The sequence below is a fragment of the Planococcus sp. S3-L1 genome (assembly GCF_030063085.1).
Classification (GTDB): domain Bacteria; phylum Bacillota; class Bacilli; order Bacillales_A; family Planococcaceae; genus Planococcus; species Planococcus kocurii.
Window position 1 is genome coordinate 360,388 of record NZ_JASISN010000002.1, and the last position, 23,024, is coordinate 383,411.

The 23,024-nt window shown below is 41.0% G+C and carries 21 protein-coding genes; all 21 read left to right on the plus strand.

Going from position 1 to position 23,024, the window contains the following annotated elements:
* Positions 1-35 precede the first annotated feature (35 nt).
* The 21 genes from xerC (at position 36) to rbfA (ending at position 22,993) form a co-directional block, all read left to right on the plus strand.
* Entirely contained in the window at positions 36-929 is an 894-nt protein-coding gene (gene xerC / locus QMF37_RS03865) for a tyrosine recombinase XerC (protein WP_058384938.1), read from the plus strand.
* 16 nt (positions 930-945) lie between these two features.
* A complete protein-coding gene (gene hslV / locus QMF37_RS03870) occupies positions 946-1,494 on the plus strand; it encodes an ATP-dependent protease subunit HslV (protein ID WP_058384939.1) in 549 nt (182 codons plus the stop codon).
* Positions 1,491-2,891, plus strand: a complete 1,401-nt coding sequence (hslU, locus tag QMF37_RS03875) for an HslU--HslV peptidase ATPase subunit (protein ID WP_058384940.1) — start codon at positions 1,491-1,493, stop codon at positions 2,889-2,891. Before hslV ends, hslU begins: the two co-directional genes overlap by 4 nt.
* A gap of 87 nt (positions 2,892-2,978) precedes the next feature.
* Positions 2,979-3,758 (plus strand): GTP-sensing pleiotropic transcriptional regulator CodY, encoded by a 780-nt coding sequence (gene codY, locus QMF37_RS03880; RefSeq protein WP_058384941.1) that lies wholly within the window; start codon positions 2,979-2,981, stop codon positions 3,756-3,758.
* 224 nt (positions 3,759-3,982) lie between these two features.
* Complete coding sequence (gene rpsB / locus QMF37_RS03885) at positions 3,983-4,699, plus strand: 30S ribosomal protein S2 (RefSeq protein ID WP_038704256.1); 717 nt, start codon at positions 3,983-3,985, stop codon at positions 4,697-4,699.
* 89 nt (positions 4,700-4,788) lie between these two features.
* Positions 4,789-5,673 (plus strand): translation elongation factor Ts, encoded by an 885-nt coding sequence (gene tsf / locus QMF37_RS03890; RefSeq protein ID WP_283476668.1) that lies wholly within the window; start codon positions 4,789-4,791, stop codon positions 5,671-5,673.
* Between the two features lie 81 nt (positions 5,674-5,754).
* Positions 5,755-6,480, plus strand: a complete 726-nt coding sequence (pyrH, locus tag QMF37_RS03895; protein ID WP_058384943.1) for a UMP kinase — start codon at positions 5,755-5,757, stop codon at positions 6,478-6,480.
* A complete protein-coding gene (gene frr, locus QMF37_RS03900; protein ID WP_058384944.1) occupies positions 6,480-7,037 on the plus strand; it encodes a ribosome recycling factor in 558 nt (185 codons plus the stop codon). Before pyrH ends, frr begins: the two co-directional genes overlap by 1 nt.
* Before the next feature lie 152 nt (positions 7,038-7,189).
* Entirely contained in the window at positions 7,190-7,981 is a 792-nt protein-coding gene (locus QMF37_RS03905) for an isoprenyl transferase (RefSeq protein WP_078080559.1), read from the plus strand.
* Positions 7,978-8,769: a phosphatidate cytidylyltransferase gene (locus QMF37_RS03910; RefSeq protein WP_058384946.1), complete on the plus strand. Its 792-nt coding sequence runs from the start codon at positions 7,978-7,980 to the stop codon at positions 8,767-8,769. Before QMF37_RS03905 ends, QMF37_RS03910 begins: the two co-directional genes overlap by 4 nt.
* A gap of 16 nt (positions 8,770-8,785) precedes the next feature.
* Positions 8,786-9,931, plus strand: coding sequence for a 1-deoxy-D-xylulose-5-phosphate reductoisomerase (gene dxr, locus QMF37_RS03915; protein ID WP_283476673.1), 1,146 nt, complete (start codon positions 8,786-8,788; stop codon positions 9,929-9,931).
* Between the two features lie 42 nt (positions 9,932-9,973).
* Entirely contained in the window at positions 9,974-11,233 is a 1,260-nt protein-coding gene (gene rseP / locus QMF37_RS03920; protein ID WP_078080558.1) for an RIP metalloprotease RseP, read from the plus strand.
* Positions 11,234-11,328: 95 nt separating this feature from the next.
* Positions 11,329-13,032 (plus strand): proline--tRNA ligase, encoded by a 1,704-nt coding sequence (locus QMF37_RS03925; protein WP_283476676.1) that lies wholly within the window; start codon positions 11,329-11,331, stop codon positions 13,030-13,032.
* Positions 13,033-13,326: 294 nt separating this feature from the next.
* The gene (locus tag QMF37_RS03930) at positions 13,327-17,634 is read left to right on the plus strand and encodes a PolC-type DNA polymerase III (protein WP_283476678.1); all 4,308 of its coding nucleotides are present in this window, start codon (positions 13,327-13,329) and stop codon (positions 17,632-17,634) included.
* Between the two features lie 124 nt (positions 17,635-17,758).
* Complete coding sequence (rimP, locus tag QMF37_RS03935; RefSeq protein WP_058384951.1) at positions 17,759-18,244, plus strand: ribosome maturation factor RimP; 486 nt, start codon at positions 17,759-17,761, stop codon at positions 18,242-18,244.
* A gap of 20 nt (positions 18,245-18,264) precedes the next feature.
* Positions 18,265-19,392 carry a transcription termination factor NusA gene (nusA, locus tag QMF37_RS03940; protein ID WP_058384952.1) on the plus strand — a complete coding sequence of 376 codons (1,128 nt, stop codon included), beginning with the start codon at positions 18,265-18,267 and terminating at the stop codon, positions 19,390-19,392.
* Between the two features lie 20 nt (positions 19,393-19,412).
* Positions 19,413-19,691 (plus strand): RNase P modulator RnpM, encoded by a 279-nt coding sequence (rnpM, locus tag QMF37_RS03945; RefSeq protein ID WP_008430874.1) that lies wholly within the window; start codon positions 19,413-19,415, stop codon positions 19,689-19,691.
* Positions 19,691-20,035: a YlxQ family RNA-binding protein gene (locus QMF37_RS03950; RefSeq protein WP_058384953.1), complete on the plus strand. Its 345-nt coding sequence runs from the start codon at positions 19,691-19,693 to the stop codon at positions 20,033-20,035. Before rnpM ends, QMF37_RS03950 begins: the two co-directional genes overlap by 1 nt.
* On the plus strand, positions 20,013-22,349 hold the full coding sequence (gene infB, locus QMF37_RS03955; RefSeq protein WP_071153811.1) for a translation initiation factor IF-2: 2,337 nt from the start codon (positions 20,013-20,015) through the stop codon (positions 22,347-22,349). The genes QMF37_RS03950 and infB overlap by 23 nt, the downstream gene beginning before the upstream one ends.
* Positions 22,346-22,624, plus strand: a complete 279-nt coding sequence (locus QMF37_RS03960; protein WP_071153812.1) for a DUF503 domain-containing protein — start codon at positions 22,346-22,348, stop codon at positions 22,622-22,624. The genes infB and QMF37_RS03960 overlap by 4 nt, the downstream gene beginning before the upstream one ends.
* A gap of 18 nt (positions 22,625-22,642) precedes the next feature.
* Positions 22,643-22,993 carry a 30S ribosome-binding factor RbfA gene (gene rbfA / locus QMF37_RS03965; RefSeq protein ID WP_006828239.1) on the plus strand — a complete coding sequence of 117 codons (351 nt, stop codon included), beginning with the start codon at positions 22,643-22,645 and terminating at the stop codon, positions 22,991-22,993.
* Positions 22,994-23,024 lie beyond the last annotated feature (31 nt).

A 23,024-nucleotide genomic window follows, 5' to 3' on the forward strand; every position in this document is an offset into this window, starting at 1 on the left:
AGAGGCTTTTCTATTTGGTGAAAGGTGGAGCACATATGGAGAAAGAAAAGATGCTTGAATCCTTTATGACCTATATTCAATTAGAGAAAAATTATTCAGAACACACTGTCCACCATTATGAACATGATTTGGCGGATTTTTTTCTGTTTTTGAATGCTGAAGGCGTACCTAACATTAGAGAAGTTGAGTATATACATGCCCGAAACTATATGACAAAGCTATATGATGCCAAGTTGTCTAGAACGACGGTTTCTAGGAAAATTTCTGCGATTCGATCATTTTTCCGTTACGGCAATCGTGAGTTTGGACTAGATGAAGCTGCATTTAGATCTCTCTACCATCCAAAAAAAGAAGAACGTCTCCCACAATTTTTTTATGAAGAAGAGCTTGCGCAGCTTTTTAAGTCCGTTCTAGGTGAAGACAAATTATCAGTACGCAATACCGCGCTCTTAGAATTGTTGTACGCGACAGGAATGCGAGTCAGCGAGTGCGTCTCTATTCGCTTAGGTGATTTAGACCAAGCCATACAGATTGTCAAGGTGATGGGCAAAGGCAGAAAAGAACGTTACATCCCTTATGGGCAATTCGCACAAGACGCGTTGGAACATTATATGGAAGATGCGCGTCCTAAACTGATGAAGAATCAAAAACACGATTACTTATTTGTAAATAGCCGGGGAGAGGCAGTAACCGATCGTGGAGTTCGCCACATTTTGAGCGAGTGCATGAAAAAGGCTTCTGTCAATTCTTCAATCTATCCGCACATGATTCGCCACAGTTTTGCAACTCACTTAATAAACAACGGAGCCGACATTCGGACCGTCCAAGAACTGCTTGGGCATTCCCACTTGAGTTCTACACAAGTTTATACGCATGTGACGAAAGAACATTTGCGCAATACGTATTTAAATTCACACCCGCGAGCTTAGAGAGGAGAATTTCACAATGCAAGAATTCCATGCAACTACGATATTCGCTGTTCGCCACAATGGCCAATGCGCCATGTCAGGCGACGGTCAAGTAACATTTGGTAATGCTGTTGTCATGAAGCACACAGCCAGAAAGGTACGGAAACTTTATAACGGACAAGTTCTGACTGGATTTGCAGGGTCAGTCGCAGACGCTTTTACTCTCTTCGAAATGTTCGAAGGAAAACTGACTGAGTACAACGGCAACTTGCAACGAGCAGCTGTCGAATTAGCAAAACAATGGCGCGGAGACAAAATGCTTCGTCAATTAGAAGCAATGCTCATCATTATGAACAAAGATGAATTGTTGCTCGTTTCAGGTACTGGAGAAGTAATTGAACCTGATGATGGAATTTTAGCAATCGGTTCGGGCGGCAACTACGCACTAGCAGCAGGGCGGGCGTTAAAGAAATATGCAGGTGATCATTTTACAGCTGCAGAAATTGCAAAATCGGCTTTAGAAACAGCCGCAGATATTTGTGTTTATACAAATCATCAAATTGTTGTGGAGGAATTGTCCGAATGAAAAATCAGTCAGATTTAACGCCAAGACAAATTACTGATCACTTAGATCGTTATATCGTTGGTCAAAAAGACGCAAAGCGTTCTATAGCAATCGCTTTGCGCAATCGCTACAGAAGAAGCCGTTTGGACGAAGAAATGCGTGGAGAAGTTATTCCGAAAAACATTTTGATGATCGGACCTACAGGCGTCGGAAAAACAGAAATTGCTCGCAGAATTGCTAAATTGACAGGGGCGCCATTTATCAAAGTCGAAGCAACCAAGTTTACAGAAGTTGGCTATGTGGGTCGAGATGTCGAGTCGATGGTTCGTGACTTGGTCGAGGCAGCTGTTCGTATTGTCAAAGAGGAAAAGTTTGAAGCAGTTCAATTTCAAGCAGAGTCGGCGGCTAATGAACGAATTGTAAAATTGTTAGCTCCCTCGATGCGTAAAAAACAAGCAAACCAAAATCCGTTAGAAATGCTATTTGGTCAGAAGCTTGAACAAGAAGAAGAAGAAGAACCGACTGCAGAAGTTGAAGTTCGTGTGAAAAGAAGAGAAATCGCTGCGGACTTAAAAGCAGGTAAGTTAGAAGATGAGTGGATAACTGTAGAAGTAGTTGAAAATTCAAATTCTATGTTTGATGCATTGCAAGGTTCGGGCATGGAGCAAATGGGTGCGAGTATGCAAGATGCATTTTCTTCCCTTATGCCAAAGAAAAAGAAAAAACGTCGTTTGCAGGTAAAAGAAGCGCGTCGTATTTTAACAACTGAAGAGGCGGCAAAATTGGTGGATGATGAAGAAGTGGCATCAGAAGCAATTGAGCGCGCAGAACAGCATGGCATCATCTTTATTGATGAAATGGACAAGATTGCTAGCAAGAATGGTTCTTCATCTGTAGATGTGTCACGAGAAGGTGTGCAGCGTGATATTTTGCCAATCGTTGAAGGCTCTACTGTGTCCACAAAATATGGTGCGGTTAAAACGGATTATATGTTATTCGTTGCTGCTGGAGCTTTCCATATGTCCAAACCGTCTGATTTGATTCCTGAATTACAGGGGCGTTTTCCGATTCGTGTTGAATTACAGAAGCTAGAAGTGGGAGATTTTGTTAAAATTTTAACGGAACCAAAACATTCTTTAATAAATCAGTATAAAGCTCTTCTCGAAACAGAGGGAGTTGTGGTACAATTTAATGATGCCTCAATAGTCAGACTTGCAGAAATTGCATATGAAGTAAATCAGGACACAGATAACATCGGCGCACGCAGACTGCATACCATACTCGAGCGTCTGTTGGAAGATTTGTCTTTCGAAGCTTCCGAGATTTCACCGGCACAAATTGACATTACCCCTCAATATGTGAACGAAAAACTCGAGAATGTGGCGAAAAACAAAGACTTGTCACAATTTATTCTGTAAAACAAGGCGAAATAGTTTCAATAAAGAGTAAAAACCTTTAGAATATTGAATAAACAGAGCAAGAATTTATGTAGGAGGTTCATTTAAATGAATTTATTAGGGAAAACAAGACGAATTAACTCAATGCTGGAAGCAGCAGGCGGGAAAAAAGTAAACTTTAAAGACATGGCTGAGACTTTAAGCGAAGTAATCGAATGCAACGCATTCGTAGTTAGCCGTAAAGGTAAAGTATTAGGCTATGCAATTAACCAACAGATCGAGAATGATCGTATGAAAGGTATGCTTGAAGATCGTCAATTCCCAGTTGAGTATACACAAAAGCTTTCAAACATCACTGAAACGACTGAAAACTTAGATGTTAACAGTGAGCACACAATCTTCCCTGTAGAAGAACGCGAATTGTTTAAAAACGGTTTAACAACGATCGTGCCAATTAATGGTGGCGGCGAACGTCTTGGAACTTTGCTTCTTGGACGTGTGGATGCAGAATTCCATGACGACGATTTAATTCTTGGTGAATATGGCGCTACTGTAGTAGGGATGGAAATCCTTCGCGAAAAAGGTGACCGTATCGAAGAAGAAGCACGCAGCAAAGCAGTTGTACAAATGGCGATTTCTTCACTTTCTTACAGTGAACTTGAAGCTATCGAGCATATCTTTGAAGAACTTGATGGCAACGAAGGATTGTTAGTTGCTTCTAAAATCGCTGACCGCGTAGGAATTACACGTTCAGTAATCGTTAACGCACTTCGCAAACTTGAAAGTGCTGGTGTTATCGAATCACGTTCTCTAGGAATGAAAGGGACATACATCAAAGTATTAAACGCAAAATTCCTTGCAGAACTAGAACAATTAAAAATGAACTAAACGAATTTCAAGATGTCAGGAATTTATCCTGACATCTTTTCTTCTGTCTATTTAACCTTATTTAAGATAAAAGTGTTGCGCTTTAAAGCGTTAGCGTGATATAATTTCAAATGGTGTTAAATACACACGCATTTCGATTTGAGTCGTGGGTGCCCAATCCGGGTAACGGTTCAGAGAAGAAAAATGCGGAGGGAAAAAAATAACCTATCAGGAGGAAACATATCATGGCAGTAATCTCAATGAAACAATTGTTAGAAGCTGGTGTACACTTCGGTCACCAGACTCGTCGTTGGAACCCGAAAATGAAAAAATATATTTTCGTGGAACGTAACGGTATCTACATCATCGATCTACAAAAAACAGTTCGCAAACTGGAAGAAGCTTATAGCTTCATGAAACAAGTTGGCGAAGAAGGCGGAAAAGTTCTTTTCGTTGGTACGAAAAAACAAGCTCAAGACGCTATCAAAGAAGAAGCAGAACGCTCTGGTAACTATTACATCAACCAACGTTGGTTGGGTGGAACACTTACTAACTTCGGTACAATCCAAAAACGTGTGAACCGTTTGAAACAAATCGAGCGCATGGAAGAAGATGGAACTTTCGAAGTTCTACCGAAAAAAGAAGTTGTTCAGTTGAAAAAACAACACGAACGTCTTGTTAAATTCCTAGGCGGTATCCGTGATATGAAAGCTCTACCGGACGTAATGTTCGTAGTTGACCCACGTAAAGAACGCATTGCAGTTGCAGAAGCAATGAAATTGAACATTCCAATCGTTGGTATCGTTGATACTAACTGTGATCCGGATGAAATCGATTATGTTATTCCTGCAAACGACGATGCGATTCGCGCAGTTAAATTGTTAACTGGTAAAATGGCGGATGCTTTGCTTGAATCAAAACCGGAAGAAGATGAAGAAACTCAAGCTGAATCTGCTGAGTAATTCACGATTACACAGGTGATAAGCGGCCAACCCCTCTTATCACCTTTTTTTGAGAAAATAGCAACAAATTATGAAGGAGGAAATTAATCATGGCAGTTACAGCACAAATGGTGAAAGAATTGCGCGGAAAAACAGGCGCGGGTATGATGGATTGTAAAAAAGCATTAGTAGAAACAGACGGTAATATGGAAGCAGCACTTGATTTCCTACGCGAAAAAGGTCTTTCAAGCGCTTCTAAAAAAGCAGACCGCATTGCAGCTGAAGGAATTACTTCAATTCTTGTAAAAGAAAACGAAGCAATTATCTTCGAAGTAAACGCTGAAACTGACTTTGTTGCGAAAAACGACGGTTTCCAAACCTTAGTAAAAGAATTGGGCGAGCACCTGATTACAACAAAACCAGCTACTGTTGAAGAAGCAAATTCATCAACTATGTCTAATGGTTTATCAGTTGCAGACCACATTTCAAACGCAATCGCTAAAATTGGTGAAAAAATCACATTGCGTCGTTTTGAAATTCGTACAAAAACAGATGCAGATGCTTTCGGACCATACCTTCACATGGGTGGACGAATTTCAGTGCTTGTAGTTCTTGAAAACTCTACAGATTCAGATGCTGCACGCGACATCGCTATGCACATTGCTGCATTAAACCCTAAATACATCTCACGTGACGAAGTTTCTGCTGACGAAGTAGAACACGAGCGTAAAGTGTTGACTGAGCAAGCATTAAACGAAGGCAAACCAGAAAAAATCGTTGCGAAAATGGTTGAAGGCCGCCTTGGTAAATATTTCGAAGACATTTGCTTGCTTGACCAAGCATTTGTTAAAAACTCTGATCAAAAAGTTCGTGATTTCGCTACTTCTACTGGTGGATCGATTAAAGAATTCATCCGTTACGAAGTTGGAGAAGGCATCGAAAAACGTGAAGACAACTTTGCTGATGAAGTTATGAGCCAAGTTAACAAAAAATAAGATTTTTTATCATATGTTTTATCTTGGGGAACACAAGAATGTGTTCCCTATTTTTCAATAAAAGTGTAACGGAGGGTACCGATGAGTGTTCAGCAATATAAACGCATTGTATTAAAACTAAGTGGTGAAGCAATGGCAGGTGGACAGGGGTTCGGATTGTCCCCTGAAATCATCAAATCAGTCGCAAGCCAAGTAAAAGAAGTGGTGGAACTCGGAGTGGAAGTCGCAGTAGTAGTAGGGGGCGGCAATATTTGGAGAGGCAAAGTTGGTTCTGAAATGGGAATGGATCGTGCCACAGCCGATTATATGGGCATGCTGGCAACGGTAATGAACTCATTGGCGTTACAGGATTCATTAGAAAAGCAAGATGTAGAAACGCGTGTCCTGTCATCTATTGAAATGCGCCAAGTAGCTGAACCTTATATCCGCAGAAGAGCCATCCGTCATTTAGAGAAAAAACGAGTTGTCATTTTTGCAGCGGGTACAGGAAATCCATACTTCTCAACTGACACAACAGCAGCATTACGTGCAGCAGAAATTGAAGCCGATGTCATTTTAATGGCGAAAAACAATGTTGATGGCGTGTATTCAGCTGATCCGAAGACGGATTCTACAGCAGTAAAATATGAAGAACTTTCTTATTTCGATGTGATTCAACAAGGCTTGCAAGTGATGGATTCAACAGCTTCAACACTATGTATGGACAATGATATTCCACTCGTAGTATTCTCAATTATGGAAAATGGAAATATAAAAAGAGCTGTACTCGGAGAGAAAATCGGGACAGTAGTGAGGAGAACAATCTAATGCCGAAATCAGTAATGAATGAAACTACATCTAAAATGACTAATGCAATTCAAGCTTTTTCGCGTGATTTGGCCTCTATCCGTGCGGGGCGTGCAACTCCATCAATTCTTGATAAGTTAACAATTGACTACTATGGTTCTCCGACTCCAGTCAACCAAGTGGCAGGAATTTCGATTCCTGAAGCACGGTTGATCATGATTCAGCCGTATGACAAATCAGTTCTTGGTGATATCGAAAAAGCAATCCTTAAGTCTGACTTAGGGCTGAGCCCATCAAACGATGGTTCGGTAATTCGTTTAGCCGTACCTGCATTGACAGAAGAACGCCGCAAAGATCTTGTGAAACAAGTGAAAAAAGAAGCAGAAGAAGCAAAAGTCGGAATTCGTAATATTCGTCGAGATGCGAATGACGAGTTCAAAAAACTGGAGAAGAAAAGTGAAATCACAGTTGATGACTTGCGTGGTTATTCTGACGACGTCCAAAAGCTAACGGACGATAACATTACGAAAATTGATGAAATGGTTAAAGGTAAAGAAAAAGAGATTATGGAAGTTTAAATCGAACTTCATTTCATGTCGAGCGTCCTGTTAAACAGGACGCTTTTTCATGCAAAAAATCGGTGCTGTCTCTTTAAAGAAGCGCACAATGCTGTTTTTTTTGATATGATAAGCTATAGACATGCCGATTTGTACTAGGTGGAGGATTAAATATGTTCAATAAACTATTAAAACGAAATACTGATCAGTCTTTGGGAACCGGAGATCGCTCAGTTTTGATTTCAACTGAAAAGGTTCCGGCTCATATTGCAATTATCATGGATGGTAATGGACGCTGGGCAAAAAAACGTGCACTGCCAAGAGTTGCAGGTCATCACGAAGGGATGAAGACTGTTCGCAAAGTGACTAAGCTTGCCAACGAACTGGGTGTGAATGTGTTAACTTTATACGCATTTTCTACTGAGAATTGGAAGCGACCAAAAATTGAAGTGGATTTCTTGATGCGGTTACCTGAAGAGTTTTTAACAACTTTTCTACCGGAACTGATTGAAGAAAATGTGCGAGTGGAAATGATGGGCTATCGTCATAATTTGCCAGGACACACATTACGAGCAATTGAGAAAGCGAAAGAAGCTACAAAGGGTAATACCGGACTGGTCTTAAACTTCGCTTTAAACTATGGCAGCCGTGCAGAGATTGTGGATGCTGTAAAAGATATCGCAGCGCAAGTAGCTGCTGGGACTTTAGATATCAATGATATAAGCGAAGACCTTATTTCTGGGGGGTTGATGACAAAAGGGTTGCCAGAACCGGATTTATTAATCCGCACAAGTGGCGAAGTCCGTTTAAGTAATTTTATGCTTTGGCAATTGGCCTATACTGAGTTTTGGTTCACGGAAACCTTGTGGCCCGATTTTAATGAAGATTCCTTGTTGGAAGCAATTGGGAATTACCAGAAACGCAATCGGCGTTACGGAGGGTTGAAAGGAGACGAAGTGAAATGAAACAACGGATTATAACAGGTGTCATTGCGGCAGCTCTTTTCATTCCTTTTGTTATTTATGGAGGTGTTCCGTTTGTCCTACTGGTTTATTTGCTAGGGACAGTAGCGTTGCAGGAACTTTTGAAAATGAAAGGCCGGAGTCTACGGAGTATTCCCGGTCTTATTTCTTTGCTAGCACTTTATGCGTTTATGCTCCCTGATCGTTGGGCAGACCAAGTATTTGAATGGACAGGTTATGAAAAAGTCGAATTTGCCTTTTTAGCCGTTATTCTTCTATTGATACATACAGTTGTCGTGAAAAATAGTTTTACTTTCGACGATGCCGCTTTTGCTGTTTTAGGAACTTTATATGTAGGAATCGGCTTCTTCTATTTTATCGAAACACGCGAAGCAAGCTTGAGTTACTTAATTTTTGCATTATTGGTAGTCTGGTTTACCGATTCAGGCGCATATTTTACAGGGCGCAAAATTGGAAAGCGGAAACTCTGGCCAGAAATTTCACCGAACAAAACGATTGAAGGATTTGTAGGTGGTATTGTTTGGGCAATTGGGATTGCATTGATATTTAACTACTTTATACCGTTAAATCACTCAATCATCCTGATTGTCATCGTCACAATTATCGCTTCGATTTTCGGACAAATGGGTGATTTGGTAGAATCTGCGCTAAAACGCCATTTCAATGTAAAAGATTCAGGGTCGATTTTGCCAGGGCACGGCGGAATATTGGATCGTTTTGATAGTATTTTATTTGTTATGCCTTTGCTTCATTTTTTACATTTTATCTAAGAGAGGAACTTGCTGAATGGTTAAGAAAATTGTTTTATTGGGAGCTACCGGTTCAATCGGTGTACAGACAGCTGATATCATCCGAGAACATCCGCATGAATTTTCGTTGATTGGATTTTCTGCCGGAAAAAACATGGATGTTACGCGTAAATTGATCGTTGAATTCAATCCGGAAATTGTCTGTATTCAGCAAGCGGAAGATGCTAAAACACTGACAGCAGAATTCCCAGCGACGACATTAGTTTCAGGTGCGAAAGGATTAATCGAAATTGCTGTTTGGGATGCTGACATCTTAGTTAATGCAGTTCTTGGCAGTGTGGGCCTTGAGCCGACGTTAGAAGCGATTAAACTGGGTCGTACCATTGCAATCGCTAACAAAGAAACGCTCGTTACAGCAGGCCATTTAGTTATGAATAGTGCCAAACAGTTTGGTGCAGTCATCCTTCCGGTCGACAGTGAACATTCCGCATTGTTCCAAGCGCTCAATGGAGAGAAAAAAGATCAAGCTAGTCGGTTGATTTTGACCGCTTCTGGCGGTAGCTTTCGCGATTTGACTCGTGACGAGTTAAAAAATGTTACGGTACAGGATGCCTTGAATCATCCGAATTGGTCAATGGGATCAAAAATTACCATTGATTCGGCGACTATGGTTAATAAAGGTTTGGAAGTCATTGAAGCTCATGTGCTATTTGGTTTTGCATATGCCGATATTGATGTGGTGCTTCACCGAGAAAGTATTATTCATTCGATGGTCGAATTTCAAGATACGAGCGTAATCGCACAACTTGGAACTCCTGATATGAGAGTGCCAATTCAGTATGCATTGTCCTATCCTAATCGACTTCCACGACCGACAGCAAAACGGTTGGATTTAGCTGAAATTAGTCAATTGAATTTTAAAAAGATGGACTATAAACGTTTTCATGCTTTGCAGTTAGCCTTTGATGCTGGAAATGCAGGCGGTACGATGACTACTGTTTTAAATGCAGCAAATGAACAGGCTGTCGCTCTGTTTCTTGACGAAAAAATCAAGTTCTTGCAAATTGAAGAAATGATTGAACGTGCAATGGATCACCATGAAGTTTTAAGCAATCCAGATCTTGAAACCATTCTGCACGTAGATGCTGAAACAAGAAAATCTGTAAAAAACATGCTAAAATGACTAAAGATCAAAACCGAATAAATTTATAAGGATGGGTTTAAAATGGAGACAGTTATCTCGTTTATAATAATTTTCGGTGCTTTAGTATTTTTTCATGAATTTGGTCATTTCCTTTTTGCAAAGCGAGCCGGTATTTTAGTCCGTGAATTTGCGATTGGTATGGGCCCGAAAATCTTGGGTATTACTAAAGGAGAAACGCTTTATACGTTGCGTTTGTTACCAATTGGTGGCTATGTACGTATGGCAGGCGAAGATATGGACACAATCCATCTTCAAGCAGGTCATCGTATTGGTGTTCTTTTAAACAAAGAAGGCCAAGCTAAAAAAATCATCATGAATCAGAAGCATGTTTACCCTGAAATTTTATTTCTTGAAGTAGAAGAAGCAGACCTTGAAAAAGAACTGTGGATCAAAGGCTATGATGAAGATGAAAAGCTAATACGCATTGAAGTTGCGCGTGACGCGGTTGTTGAGGAAAATGGCAGAGAAACCATTTTGGCCCCTTACGACCGACAATTTGATTCGAAATCAGTGGGCAAACGATTCATGACAATTTTTGCAGGACCGCTTTTCAATTTCATTTTGGCATTTCTTATTTTTACAGCAATTGGCATGATGCAGGGTGTCCCAACTTTTGAACCTGTTATTACCGAAGTAACGGAAGCAAGTCCAGCGGCAGAAGCTGGAATGCAAAATGGTGACTTGGTAACTGAAATTGAAGGAAAACAAATTGGCACTTGGGATGAACTAGTTGAATCGGTTCAGACGAATGCGGGGAATCCGCTTGCTTTTAGTGTTGAACGGGACGGTGAGCTGTTAGACTTTACCATTACACCTGAAATTTCAGATCAATCCGCTGAAGAAATCGGTGTAATCGGTGTACTTTACGAAAGTCCGGTAGAAAAAGATTTCTTTGGATCTTTTGCCTACGGCGCAGAACAAACCATCTTTTGGTTTAAAGAAATTTTCCGTTTGCTTGGTATGCTCGTAACGGGCCAGTTTACAATTGATGCACTTTCTGGTCCAGTGGGCATTTACAAAACGACTGAAGAAGTAGCTAAATATGGATTCTTTACTTTGATGAGTTGGGCAGGTATGCTCAGCATTAATCTCGGCATCATGAATCTACTGCCATTACCAGCACTTGACGGTGGACGTTTAATGTTCTTTATTCTTGAAGCGGTGCGGGGCAAACCGGTGGATCGGCAAAAAGAAGGAATGGTCCATTTTGTTGGAATTATGCTTCTCATGCTGTTAATGATTGTCGTCACCTGGAATGACATTCAAAAGTATTTCTTTTAAATAATAGCAAGTGGGCAGTACTGGACAGGCAACTATATGCCTGTCCAAAGCTTTTCGTCTTAAAAATTTTATAGTCAGTTGAGGTGTATTTTGGAATGAAACAAACAGCAACTTTTATCCCGACATTACGTGAAACGCCAGCAGATGCAGAAGTGAAATCGCATCAATTATTATTACGTGCAGGATTTATTCGACAAAATACGAGTGGTATTTATTCGTTCTTGCCACTCGGTAAACGTGTACTTCAAAAAGTTGAAACGGTAATTCGCGAAGAAATGGAAGCAGCGAACAGCGTCGAGATTTTCATGCCTGCACTTCAGCAAGCCGAACTATGGCAGGAATCAGGCCGGTGGTATACCTACGGGGACGAATTGATGCGTTTGAAAGATCGTAACGACCGCGAATTTGCCCTAGGCGCAACGCATGAAGAAGTGATCACAAGCTTATTGCGTGATGAAATCAAATCTTACAAGAAATTGCCATTGAACTTATTCCAAATTCAATCAAAATTTAGAGATGAGAAACGTCCTCGCTTTGGCTTGTTACGTGGTCGTGAATTTTTAATGAAAGATGCTTATTCATTCCATGCGACACCTGAAAGTTTAGACGAAACATACGATGTCATGATGCAAGCATATAAGAACATCTTCACACGTCTTGGTTTAAACTTCCGTGCAGTTATTGCAGATTCTGGTGCAATTGGCGGAAAAGACAATCACGAATTTATGGTGTTGTCAGAAATTGGCGAAGATACAATTGCTTACTCGGATACTTCTTCATATGCAGCGAATATTGAAATGGCAGCAGTTAACGTAAGCTATCCAGTATCAGGTGAAATTCCTGAAACGGTGGAAAAAGTTGCAACGCCAGGCAAAAATACCATTGCAGATGTAGCGGACTTCTTCCAAACGACTGCTGAAAAATGCATCAAAACGATGGTCTTTAAAGCAGATGATGAACTGGTCATCGTTTTAGCAAGAGGTGATCATGAAGTTAATGATGTTAAAGTAAAACACGCTACAGGTGCTACAGTTGTCGAAATGGCAACTCCCGAAGAGGTACAGCACTTATTAGGTTGTGATATCGGTTCGCTTGGACCTATCAATTTGCCGGAAGATATTCGATTGTTTGCTGACCATGCAGTAGAAAACATTGTAAATGGGATTGCTGGAGCTAACGAAAGTGGTTACCATTATAAAAATGTTACACCAGGAAAAGATTTTTTAGTTCCTGCTTTCCACGACCTGCGCTTTATCCAAGAAGGCGATGCTTCACCGGACGGTCAAGGAACGATTCAATTTGCTAAAGGAATCGAAGTCGGACATATCTTTAAGCTAGGGACGACTTACAGCATTCCGCTAAAAGGAACTTTCTTGAACGATCAAGGCAAAGCAATGCCTTACATTATGGGATGTTACGGAATCGGTGTATCACGTGTATTGGCTGCAGTTGCAGAACAATTCCAAGACGAAAATGGTTTTACCTGGCCAGACGTTGTTGCTCCTTATGAAGTTCATCTAGTACCAGTCAACGTTAAAGACGATGCTCAACGTGAACTTGGCGAGGAACTTTATTCGCTATTAAAAGAAAATCGTTACGAAGTACTACTTGATGACCGTAAAGAACGTGCAGGTGTGAAATTCGCAGATGCAGATTTGATTGGCTTACCAATCCGTATCACCATCGGCAAAAAAGCTTCAGAAGGAATTTTGGAAGTTAAAATACGTCGTACAGGTGAAACATTTGAATGGACGCGCGACGAAGTACTTGAGAAAATACAGCAGTTTTTTAAAAAATAACAGTGAAATCTGATATGATGAAAGGAAAGTACACATTGTACTTTCCTTTCTTTTTCTGCCCGCTTCAGAATCTACAGGGATGTCTTAAATGAGCTATCAAAATTTAATGAACGGGTATAGCTACCTTACTGATTAGGAAAAGAATCACTTACCTTCCTGTTTATTAATTTCTATATTTTTATGGTTTTAGTTACTTCTATACACATAGCATTTAAAGGAAGAGTGGAAAGCGTCCGCCTAAAGCAATTTTTTACAATTCGCTTTTCTCAAATCACTACCATGAAGGGGATCATTATGACAAACGAGCAAGACTCCAAAATGCGATTCAACTTGCTGCTTCAGCATCTCGACTTAACGGACGATGTGCACATGCCTTTTTTTGAAGAGGCTGAATTGACACGGATGACGGTCCATAAAAAAGAGCGGTCGTGGAAATTTCTTGTGAAATTGAAGAATATCCTGCCGATTGATTTGTACTTATTAGTTAAAGAACGACTTTATAGCACCTTTTCTCCGATTGCTTCCGTTCAATTAACTATTGAAACAACGCAAGAAACAGCACAAGAAAATCTTGTGTTGTCTTACTGGAAATACGCGGTTGAAGAATTAGCAGACATGGCACCTCCACTGCGTGATCGCTTATTGTCGCAAGTACCTGTATGGAATGGCAATAAACTATTATTACAATGCAATCATCAACATGAAATGATGGCGTTAAAATCAAAATACAGCGAAAAACTAGCAGCAGTATACCGTCAGTTTGGATTTCCACATGTCGCGATCGATTTCCAACTGTCTGACGAAAATCAGGAAGCTGCCCACGAAGCATTTATGGCAGAGCGTCTACGTGAAGAAGAAGAAATGGCTAGAAAAGCACTATCAGATATGAAAAAACGAGAAACCAACCAGAGAGAAAATGGAGCTCCTTCAGGACCATTCCAGATGGGTACTGCTATCAAGCCAGATGAAAACATTGTAGAGATTAAATCCATCACTGATGAAGAGCGCCGAGTGACAGTTGAAGGTTACGTCTTTGATGCAGAAGTGAGAGAACTTCGAAGTGGACGTTCGCTGTTAACAGTTAAAATAACGGATTATACTGATTCAATTCTTATCAAGATGTTCTCGCGTGATAAAGAAGATGCTGAACTCATGGCTAATGCGAAAAAAGGCATGTGGTTAAAAGCGCGCGGCTCGATCCAAACGGACACTTTTGTTCGTGATTTAGTCATGATGGCGCAAGATATGGTTGAGATCAAACCGGAACTTCGCCGGGATACAGCGGAAGAAAAGCGTGTCGAATTGCATTTGCATACACCGATGAGTCAAATGGATGCTGTGTCTTCTGTCGATTCACTCGTCAGTCAAGCGGCTAAATGGGGACATCCAGCAATCGCAATTACCGATCATGCTGGTGTACAATCATTTCCGGATGCCTATGCTGCCAGTAAAAAACATGGCATTAAAGCAATATTTGGTTTAGAAGCAAATTTAGTAGACGACGGGGTACCGATTGCTTATGAAGAGCGTCATGCGTTATTAGAAGAAGAAACGTTTGTGGTATTTGACTTAGAGACAACAGGGTTGTCTGCTGTATACGACACCATTATTGAACTAGCTGCTGTAAAAATTAAGGGCGGCCAAATTATTGATAAGTTCGAAAGCTTTGCCAACCCTCATCATGAGCTGTCATCGACGACAATTGATTTGACTGGCATTACAGATGACATGGTCAAGAACGCACCAGAAGTGGAAGAAGTGATTCGCAAATACCATGAATGGGCAGGCGATCATATTATGGTTGCCCATAATGCTTCATTCGATATGGGCTTTTTATACGTATGTTATAAAAAATACGGTATCGATAAAAAGCATGCCACCATTGATACGTTAGAACTGGCTCGCATGCTTCATCCAGAGTTGAAAAGTCACCGGTTAAACACCTTGGCTAAGAAATTTGGCATTGAGCTGACACAACATCACCGAGCCATCTATGATACAGAAGCGACTTCGTATTTATTGACGCATCTGTTAAAAGAAGCAGATCAAAAAGGGATTCTTTATCACGATCAAATCAATGACTATGTCGGTAGTGGGGATGCGTACAAACGTGCACGTCCAACTCACTGTACGTTACTTGCGCAAAATCAAGAAGGATTAAAAAACCTATTCAAGCTGGTGTCTGCTTCACATATCGATTATTTCTACCGAGTGCCGCGTATTCCACGTTCACTATTGCAAAAACATCGAAATGGACTGTTAGTCGGTTCAGGTTGTGATAAAGGTGAAGTATTTGAAGCGGTCATGCAAAAATCGATGGAAGAAGTTGAAAAAGCAGCGCAATTTTATGATTATTTGGAAGTTCATCCAAAAGAGGTTTACTCGCATTTAATCGAACGAGAAATGATCCGTGATGAATGGAACTTGGAAGACATTATCCGGAAATTAGTGAAAATTAGCCGTAAATTAGAGATTCCTCTGGTTGCTACTGGCAATGTCCATTATTTAGACGAGACAGATGCTATTTTCCGACAAGTGTTGATTGGATCTCAAGGTGGAGCCAATCCACTGAATCGAACCAAATTACCAAAAGTACATTTTAGAACGACAAATGAAATGCTAAATGCTTTTGAATTTCTTGGAAGTGAAACAGCGCACGAACTAGTTGTAGCAAATTCCTTGAAGATTTCAGACATGATTGATGTTGTGAAACCCATTAAGGATGAATTGTATACACCGAAGATTGAAGGAGCCGATGAAGAGGTCCGTGAGTTGAGCTACAACATGGCTAAACAGATTTATGGATTGCCTTTACCAGAAATCGTAGAGGCGCGTATTGAAAAAGAACTAAAGTCCATTATCGGTCACGGATTTGCGGTTATTTACTTGATTTCACATAAGCTTGTTAAAAAGTCATTGGACGATGGCTATCTAGTGGGTTCTCGTGGGTCGGTTGGTTCTTCGCTCGTCGCAACATTAACAGAGATTACGGAAGTAAATCCGCTGCCGCCACATTACATTTGTAGAAAATGCAAAAAATCAGAGTTCTTTGATGACGGTTCGGTAAGCTCTGGGTTTGACTTAAAAGACAAAAATTGTCCAGATTGCGATGTGCCATATCAAAAAGAAGGTCAAGATATTCCGTTTGAAACCTTCTTAGGATTTAAAGGGGATAAAGTTCCCGATATTGATCTGAACTTTAGCGGTGAATATCAATCAAAAGCCCACAACTATACAAAGGAATTATTCGGGGAAGACAATGTATTCCGTGCAGGAACAATCGGTACGGTTGCGGAAAAAACAGCCTATGGGTACGTGCGGGGATATGCAAATGATCGTGATATGACGTTGCGCGGAGCAGAAATCGATCGTCTGGTGCAAGGATGTTCGGGTGTTAAACGAAGTACCGGACAGCATCCAGGAGGAATCATTGTCGTACCTGATTATATGGACATTTATGATTTTTCGCCGATACAGTTTCCGGCGGATGCGCAAGACTCTGAATGGAAAACAACGCATTTTGATTTCCATTCGATTCACGATAATTTATTGAAGCTTGATATACTTGGTCACGATGACCCGACAGTTATTCGCATGCTACAAGATTTATCAGGAATCGATCCGAAAACCATCCCGACCGATGATCCTGAAGTGATGAAAATATTCGCTGGACCAGAATCGCTCGGTGTAACGAAAGAACAAATTGGTTGCAAAACGGGGACACTTGGCATTCCTGAATTTGGTACGCGATTTGTGCGGCAGATGTTAGAAGAAACAAAGCCAAATACATTCTCGGAACTGGTTCAGATTTCAGGACTTTCTCACGGGACAGACGTTTGGTTGAGTAACGCGCAAGAATTAATTCAAAACGGAACTTGTCAGCTGTCCGATGTAATTGGTTGCCGTGATGACATTATGGTTTACTTGATTTATCAAGGGCTTGAATCTTCATTAGCGTTTAAAATTATGGAGTCAGTCCGAAAAGGTAAAGGGTTAACGCCTGAATTTGAGGAAGCGATGAAAAAAGAGGGTGTGCCGAACTGGTACATCGAGTCATGCAAAAAGATTAAGTATATGTTCCCGAAAGCCCACGCTGCTGCTTATGTATTGATGGCGGTAAGAATTGCTTATTTCAAAGTACATTTTCCGGTTCTTTATTACGCGGCTTACTTTACGGTTCGTGCGGAAGATTTCGATGTCAATGCTATGGCCAAAGGATCACAAGCGATTCGGACTGTAGTTAGCGAAATTAATGCCAAAGGATTGGAAGCTTCGACAAAAGAGAAAAACTTATTAACGGTTATGGAACTGACACTCGAAATGGTGGAGCGTGGCTATACTTTCCAAAAAGTCGATTTGTATAAATCCTCTGCAGATGAATTTATTATTGAAGGAAATAGCCTGATTCCTCCTTTTAATGCCATTCCTGGACTCGGGACCAATGCGGCAAAATCGATCGTTGCTGCACGCGAGCATGGAGAGTTTTTATCAAAAGAAGATTTGCAGCAACGTGGTCGTGTTTCAAAAACAATCATCGAATACATGGATGATCACGGTTGCCTTGAAGGCATGCCTGAGGCTAATCAGCTATCCTTGTTCTAGCCAGTTGCACCGCGGTGCCGGTTGTGGTATTATTGTAGTAACATTTATTGATAGCTCTGTCGCAGAAGAGTGGGTTCTCCCGCTCTTTTCTGTTTGTTTGGCATAAAATTGGCGGGAGGCTTATATGAGCAAAATTACAGAACAAATCGAGAAAATAGTACAACCCATTACCAGTGAATTAGCATTGGAACTTGTAGACGTGGAATTTTTAAAAGAAGGTCGCGACTGGTTTTTACGAGTATATGTAGATAATCCAGAAGCACCTATCGATATTGACCAATGCGCTTTAGTAAGCGAAAAGTTGAGCGAAATTTTGGATCAATTAGATCCGATTGAACAAAACTATTTCTTGGAAGTTTCATCTCCAGGTGCTGAACGTCCATTGAAGAAAGAAAAAGATTTTGAAAAAGCCCTTACTAAATTTATCTACATCAAAACCTATGAACCGGTTGAAGATGCTAAAGAGTTTGAGGGTTATTTAAAGTCCTACGATGATGAACAAGTAGAAATTGAAATTAAAATCAAAACACGCAGAAAAATAATTAATATCGCAAAAGACAAGATCGCAGTGATCCGTTTAGCCATTGATTTTTCTGTAAAACCTGATTGAAGAACCTGGGAGTGAATAAAATGAGCAGTGAGTTATTGGATGCTTTTGAAGTACTAGAGAAACAAAAAGGGATTTCACGTGAAGTCTTGATTGAAGCGATTGAAGCGGCATTAGTAACAGCATACAAACGGAATTTTAACCAAGCGCAGAATGTTCGTGTAGACTTGAACTTGAACACAGGAACAATGCTGGTTTACTCACGTAAAGATGTTGTAGAAGAAGTAGAAGATGAACGTCTTCACATCTCATTAGAAGATGCTAAAGTTATTAATCCAGCTTATGAACTAGGAGATATCGTGGAACAAGAAGTAACACCACGAAACTTCGGTCGTATTGCTGCACAGACAGCCAAACAAGTTGTTACTCAGCGCGTTCGTGAGGCTGAGCGTGGCTTAATCTTTGAAGAGTTTGTTGATCGTGCAGATGATATCGTAAACGGTATCGTTGAGCGTATGGACGCTCGTAATTTATACGTTGGACTTGGCAAGGTTGAAGCTGTGTTACCGCAGACAGAACAAATGCCAAATGAACATTACAAACCGCATGACCGCATTAAAGTGTACATCACGAAAGTAGAACGCACGACACGCGGACCACAAGTGTTTGTATCACGTACACATCCAGGACTACTGCGCCGTTTATTCGAAAACGAAGTGCCTGAAATTTATGATGGCATTGTTGAAATCAAATCAATTGCACGCGAAGCAGGAGATCGCTCGAAAATTTCCGTTTTTGCCCACCGTGATGATATTGATCCAGTAGGTTCGTGCGTTGGATCTAAAGGTGGTCGTGTTCAGACAATCGTTAACGAATTAAGTGGAGAAAAAATCGATATTGTAGAATGGTCAGAAGAACCGGTCGTTTTTGTAGCAAATGCGCTTAGCCCATCTAAAGTATTAGATGTACAAGTAAACGAAGAAGCAAAATCCACAACCGTTGTTGTGCCTGACTATCAACTATCTCTTGCTATCGGTAAACGTGGACAAAATGCCCGTTTAGCAGCGAAGTTAACAGGTTGGAAAATCGATATTAAAAGTGAAACAGATGCACGCGAACTAGGAATTTATCCAAACGAAAATTCTAGCATTGAACTAGTTGAATCTGGCGAAGAACTAGACGATTTTGATTTTTACGAAGAAAAAGAATAACGTAGAAAAGGTGATGTCCGTTGGCTCTGCAAAAGAAAATTCCATTACGGAAGTGTGTAGCTACAGGCGAGATGCATCCTAAAAAAGAAATGACCCGCGTTGTCCGTTCGAAAGAAGGCGAAGTATCCGTCGATTTGACAGGCAAAAAATCAGGACGCGGCGCATATCTTTCAAAATCGGAAGATGCCATCGCGACTGCCCGCAAAAAGAAAGTACTGGACAAGCAACTAGAAGTTAAAGTTCCAGACGAAATTTATGATGAGTTAATTCGCGTCGTTCTTAGAGAGCAGTTGAAATAATGAACAAACAAAAAATCCTTCAATTACTTGGATTAGCCACACGTGCAAGAATGACCATTTCAGGTGAAGAGATGTCCGTGAGCGAAGTTCGAAAAGGGAAAGCGAAATTAGTAATTATTTCTGAAGACGCTTCTGATAATACACACAAGAAGTTGCACGATAAATGTAAATCCAATGGAGTAGAACTCCGTGTTTTTGGGTCCCGGTATGAATTGGGACATGCGATAGGTAAGGAAGAGCGAGTAGTAATTGCAATCACAGATTCTGGATTTGCAAAAAAACTAATCAGCTTAATTGAAGAAATTAATCGGGGGCGAGCAGATGACCAAAATTCGAGTACATGAATACGCGAAAAAAGTAGATAAGCCAAGTAAAGAAATTATCAATGAATTGTCAAAGCTTAATGTTAAAGTGCCAAACCATATGGCGACATTAGAAGATACAGATGTGACAAAGTTGGACGGCATTTACAAAAACGCTTCAGCTGGACAGCGCACACAAGCACCATCAAGCCCGTCACGTCCATCATCACAAGGCCAGTCACGTCCATCGGGAAGTCAATCCCGTCCGTCACAAGGTCAATCACGCCCATCACAAGGTGGACAATCCCGTCCGTCACAAGGCGGACAGTCACGCCCATCAGGACAAAGTCAATCCCGTCCGGCAGCAGCTCCTAGTCAAGGACAATCCCGTTCACAAGGGAATGGCCAACGACCAACAGCACCAGCCAAAACAGGATCAAACTTTACGCCAAAGGCAGCTAAACCAACAGCAGGTCCGGGTCAACGTTCTTCAGGTCGTCCTGGTGGTGGAAACCGTAACGGCTTCCAAAACCGTAACCGTAAAGGCAAACAGCAACAACCGGTAAATCCGTTGCCACCAATGCCTAAAAAAGAAAAAGAGTTACCAGCTAAAATTACTTTCAGTGAGTCATTGACAGTAGCTGAGCTGGCAAAAAAATTAGGACGCGAGCCGTCTGAAATTATTAAAAAATTATTCATGCTTGGTGCAATGGCTACCATTAACCAAGAATTGGATAAAGATACAATTGAATTAATTTGTGCTGAATATGAGGTTGAAGTAGAAGAAGAGATCTTGGTGGATAAAACCGATCTTGAAGTTTATTTTGAACCAGAAGATGAAAATCTTAATGAAGAGCGTCCACCAGTTGTCACAATTATGGGGCACGTTGACCATGGTAAAACAACTTTGCTGGATTCAATCCGTAACACGAAAGTGACTGCTGGAGAAGCAGGTGGAATTACGCAACATATTGGTGCTTACCAAGTAGTTGACAACGGCAAAAAAATCACGTTCCTGGACACTCCTGGACACGCAGCGTTTACAACAATGCGCGCGCGCGGAGCAAAAGTGACTGACATTGCGATTATCGTTGTAGCGGCTGATGATGGCGTTATGCCACAAACGGTAGAGGCGATTAACCATGCCAAAGCTGCAGAAGTTCCAATTATTATCGCAGTCAACAAAATGGATAAGCCAAGTGCAAATCCTGATCGTGTCATGCAAGAATTGACTGAACATGGACTAGTGGCAGAGGCTTGGGGTGGCGAAACAATCTTCGTTCCAATTTCTGCTTTAACTGGAGACGGCATCGATTCATTACTTGAAATGATCTTACTAGTTTCAGAAGTTGGCGAACTAAAAGCAAATCCCGCGCGTCGTGCAATTGGTACAGTGATTGAAGCAGAGCTTGACAAAGGTCGCGGTTCTGTTGCAACTCTTCTAGTACAAGATGGAACATTAAAAGTTGGAGATCCGATTGTTGTCGGAAATACATTTGGTCGCGTTCGAGCAATGGTGTCTGATATTGGCCGCCGCGTAAAAGAAGCGGGACCATCAACACCAGTTGAGATTACCGGTTTGAATGATGTACCTCAAGCGGGTGACCGTTTTGTTGTCTTCGAAGATGAGAAAACTGCTCGTCAAGTGGGAGAAACACGTGCAACTTCAGCGCTTCAAGTTCAGCGTTCTGAGAAAACACGCGTTACACTTGATAACTTGTTTGATCAATTGAAACAAGGCGAAATGAAGGAGTTAAACTTGATTGTCAAAGCTGACGTTCAAGGAGCCGTTGAAGCAATGGCTGCATCTCTTCTTAAACTTGATGTAGAAGGCGTCAATGTGAAAATTATCCACACGGGTGCTGGTGCGATTACAGAATCTGATGTTTCATTGGCAGCTGCTTCAAACGCTATCGTTATTGGTTTTAACGTTCGTCCAGATGCAAACGCAAAACGTGCTGCTGATGCTGAAGGCGTCGACATCCGTTTACACCGCATTATCTATAAAGTAATTGAAGAAATCGAATTTGCTATGAAAGGGTTGCTTGATCCTGAATTTGAAGAAAAAATTATCGGACAAGCAGAAATCCGTAGTACATTCAAAGTTTCTAAAGTCGGAACAATTGCCGGAAGTTATGTAACTGAAGGCAAGATCACGCGTGATAGCGGCGTCCGTGTCATTCGTGAAGGAATCGTTGTATTTGAAGGCGAAATCGATACGTTGAAACGTTTTAAAGACGACGCGAAAGAAGTAGCAAAAGGATACGAATGTGGGATCACAATTAAAAACTTCAATGATGTTAAAGAGTTAGACATTATCGAAGCATATATTATGGAAGAAATCGTACGCAAATGATCTTGTATATGGAATGTGAATTTTTCATTCCAACTGCACATTCGTTAAAAGATAAACGGGCAGTAGTGAAGAGTATGCTGACCCGTAGCAAGCAAAAATTCAATGTTTCTACAGCAGAGATTGATCACCAAAATGTATGGCAGCGAACCCGCCTTGCTTTTGTTATTGTTTCTTCATCAAAAGAAGTGGCAGATAAAGAAATGGCACAAGTTCTCTACTATTTGGAAAGCAATCCTGCATGGGAATGCTTGGAGTTTGAAAAAGAATATTTGTAAGAACGAGGTGGACCATCAATGACAATGCGCGCGAATCGTGTAGCTGAGCAGATGAAAAAAGAGCTTAGTGATATCATCAGTCGAAAACTGAAAGATCCACGTATCGGATTTGTCACTGTAACAGATGTTGAAGTTACAGGAGATCTCCAGCAGGCAACAGTATACATCAGCGTATTAGGCGAAGACCATGCAAAAGAACAGACATTGCTTGGGTTGACGAAGTCAAAAGGATTTATTCGCTCCGAAATTGGACAGCGGATCCGTCTCCGTAAAACTCCTGAATTGTCTTTTGAAATCGATTCATCGGTTGCGTACGGCAATCGAATTGATACGTTATTGCGTGGTATTCAAGAACCAAAAGAAGATTGAAATCAAAGCCTGCTGTCTATTGTAGACAGCA

Bases quoted from the DNA above. Each gene is read 5' to 3' on its own strand.
- rseP (WP_078080558.1), top strand. From the start codon at position 9,974: ATGGAGACAGTTATCTCGTTTATAATAATTTTCGGTGCTTTAGTATTT.
- frr (WP_058384944.1), top strand. From the start codon at position 6,480: ATGCCGAAATCAGTAATGAATGAAACTACATCTAAAATGACTAATGCA.
- nusA (WP_058384952.1), top strand. From the start codon at position 18,265: ATGAGCAGTGAGTTATTGGATGCTTTTGAAGTACTAGAGAAACAAAAA.
- infB (WP_071153811.1), top strand. From the start codon at position 20,013: ATGACCAAAATTCGAGTACATGAATACGCGAAAAAAGTAGATAAGCCA.
- QMF37_RS03925 (WP_283476676.1), top strand. From the start codon at position 11,329: ATGAAACAAACAGCAACTTTTATCCCGACATTACGTGAAACGCCAGCA.
- dxr (WP_283476673.1), top strand. From the start codon at position 8,786: ATGGTTAAGAAAATTGTTTTATTGGGAGCTACCGGTTCAATCGGTGTA.
- rbfA (WP_006828239.1), top strand. From the start codon at position 22,643: ATGACAATGCGCGCGAATCGTGTAGCTGAGCAGATGAAAAAAGAGCTT.
- rpsB (WP_038704256.1), top strand. From the start codon at position 3,983: ATGGCAGTAATCTCAATGAAACAATTGTTAGAAGCTGGTGTACACTTC.
- codY (WP_058384941.1), top strand. From the start codon at position 2,979: ATGAATTTATTAGGGAAAACAAGACGAATTAACTCAATGCTGGAAGCA.
- QMF37_RS03950 (WP_058384953.1), top strand. From the start codon at position 19,691: ATGAACAAACAAAAAATCCTTCAATTACTTGGATTAGCCACACGTGCA.
- QMF37_RS03910 (WP_058384946.1), top strand. From the start codon at position 7,978: ATGAAACAACGGATTATAACAGGTGTCATTGCGGCAGCTCTTTTCATT.
- hslV (WP_058384939.1), top strand. From the start codon at position 946: ATGCAAGAATTCCATGCAACTACGATATTCGCTGTTCGCCACAATGGC.
- hslU (WP_058384940.1), top strand. From the start codon at position 1,491: ATGAAAAATCAGTCAGATTTAACGCCAAGACAAATTACTGATCACTTA.
- tsf (WP_283476668.1), top strand. From the start codon at position 4,789: ATGGCAGTTACAGCACAAATGGTGAAAGAATTGCGCGGAAAAACAGGC.
- pyrH (WP_058384943.1), top strand. From the start codon at position 5,755: ATGAGTGTTCAGCAATATAAACGCATTGTATTAAAACTAAGTGGTGAA.
- xerC (WP_058384938.1), top strand. From the start codon at position 36: ATGGAGAAAGAAAAGATGCTTGAATCCTTTATGACCTATATTCAATTA.
- QMF37_RS03930 (WP_283476678.1), top strand. From the start codon at position 13,327: ATGACAAACGAGCAAGACTCCAAAATGCGATTCAACTTGCTGCTTCAG.
- rimP (WP_058384951.1), top strand. From the start codon at position 17,759: ATGAGCAAAATTACAGAACAAATCGAGAAAATAGTACAACCCATTACC.
- QMF37_RS03905 (WP_078080559.1), top strand. From the start codon at position 7,190: ATGTTCAATAAACTATTAAAACGAAATACTGATCAGTCTTTGGGAACC.
- QMF37_RS03960 (WP_071153812.1), top strand. From the start codon at position 22,346: ATGATCTTGTATATGGAATGTGAATTTTTCATTCCAACTGCACATTCG.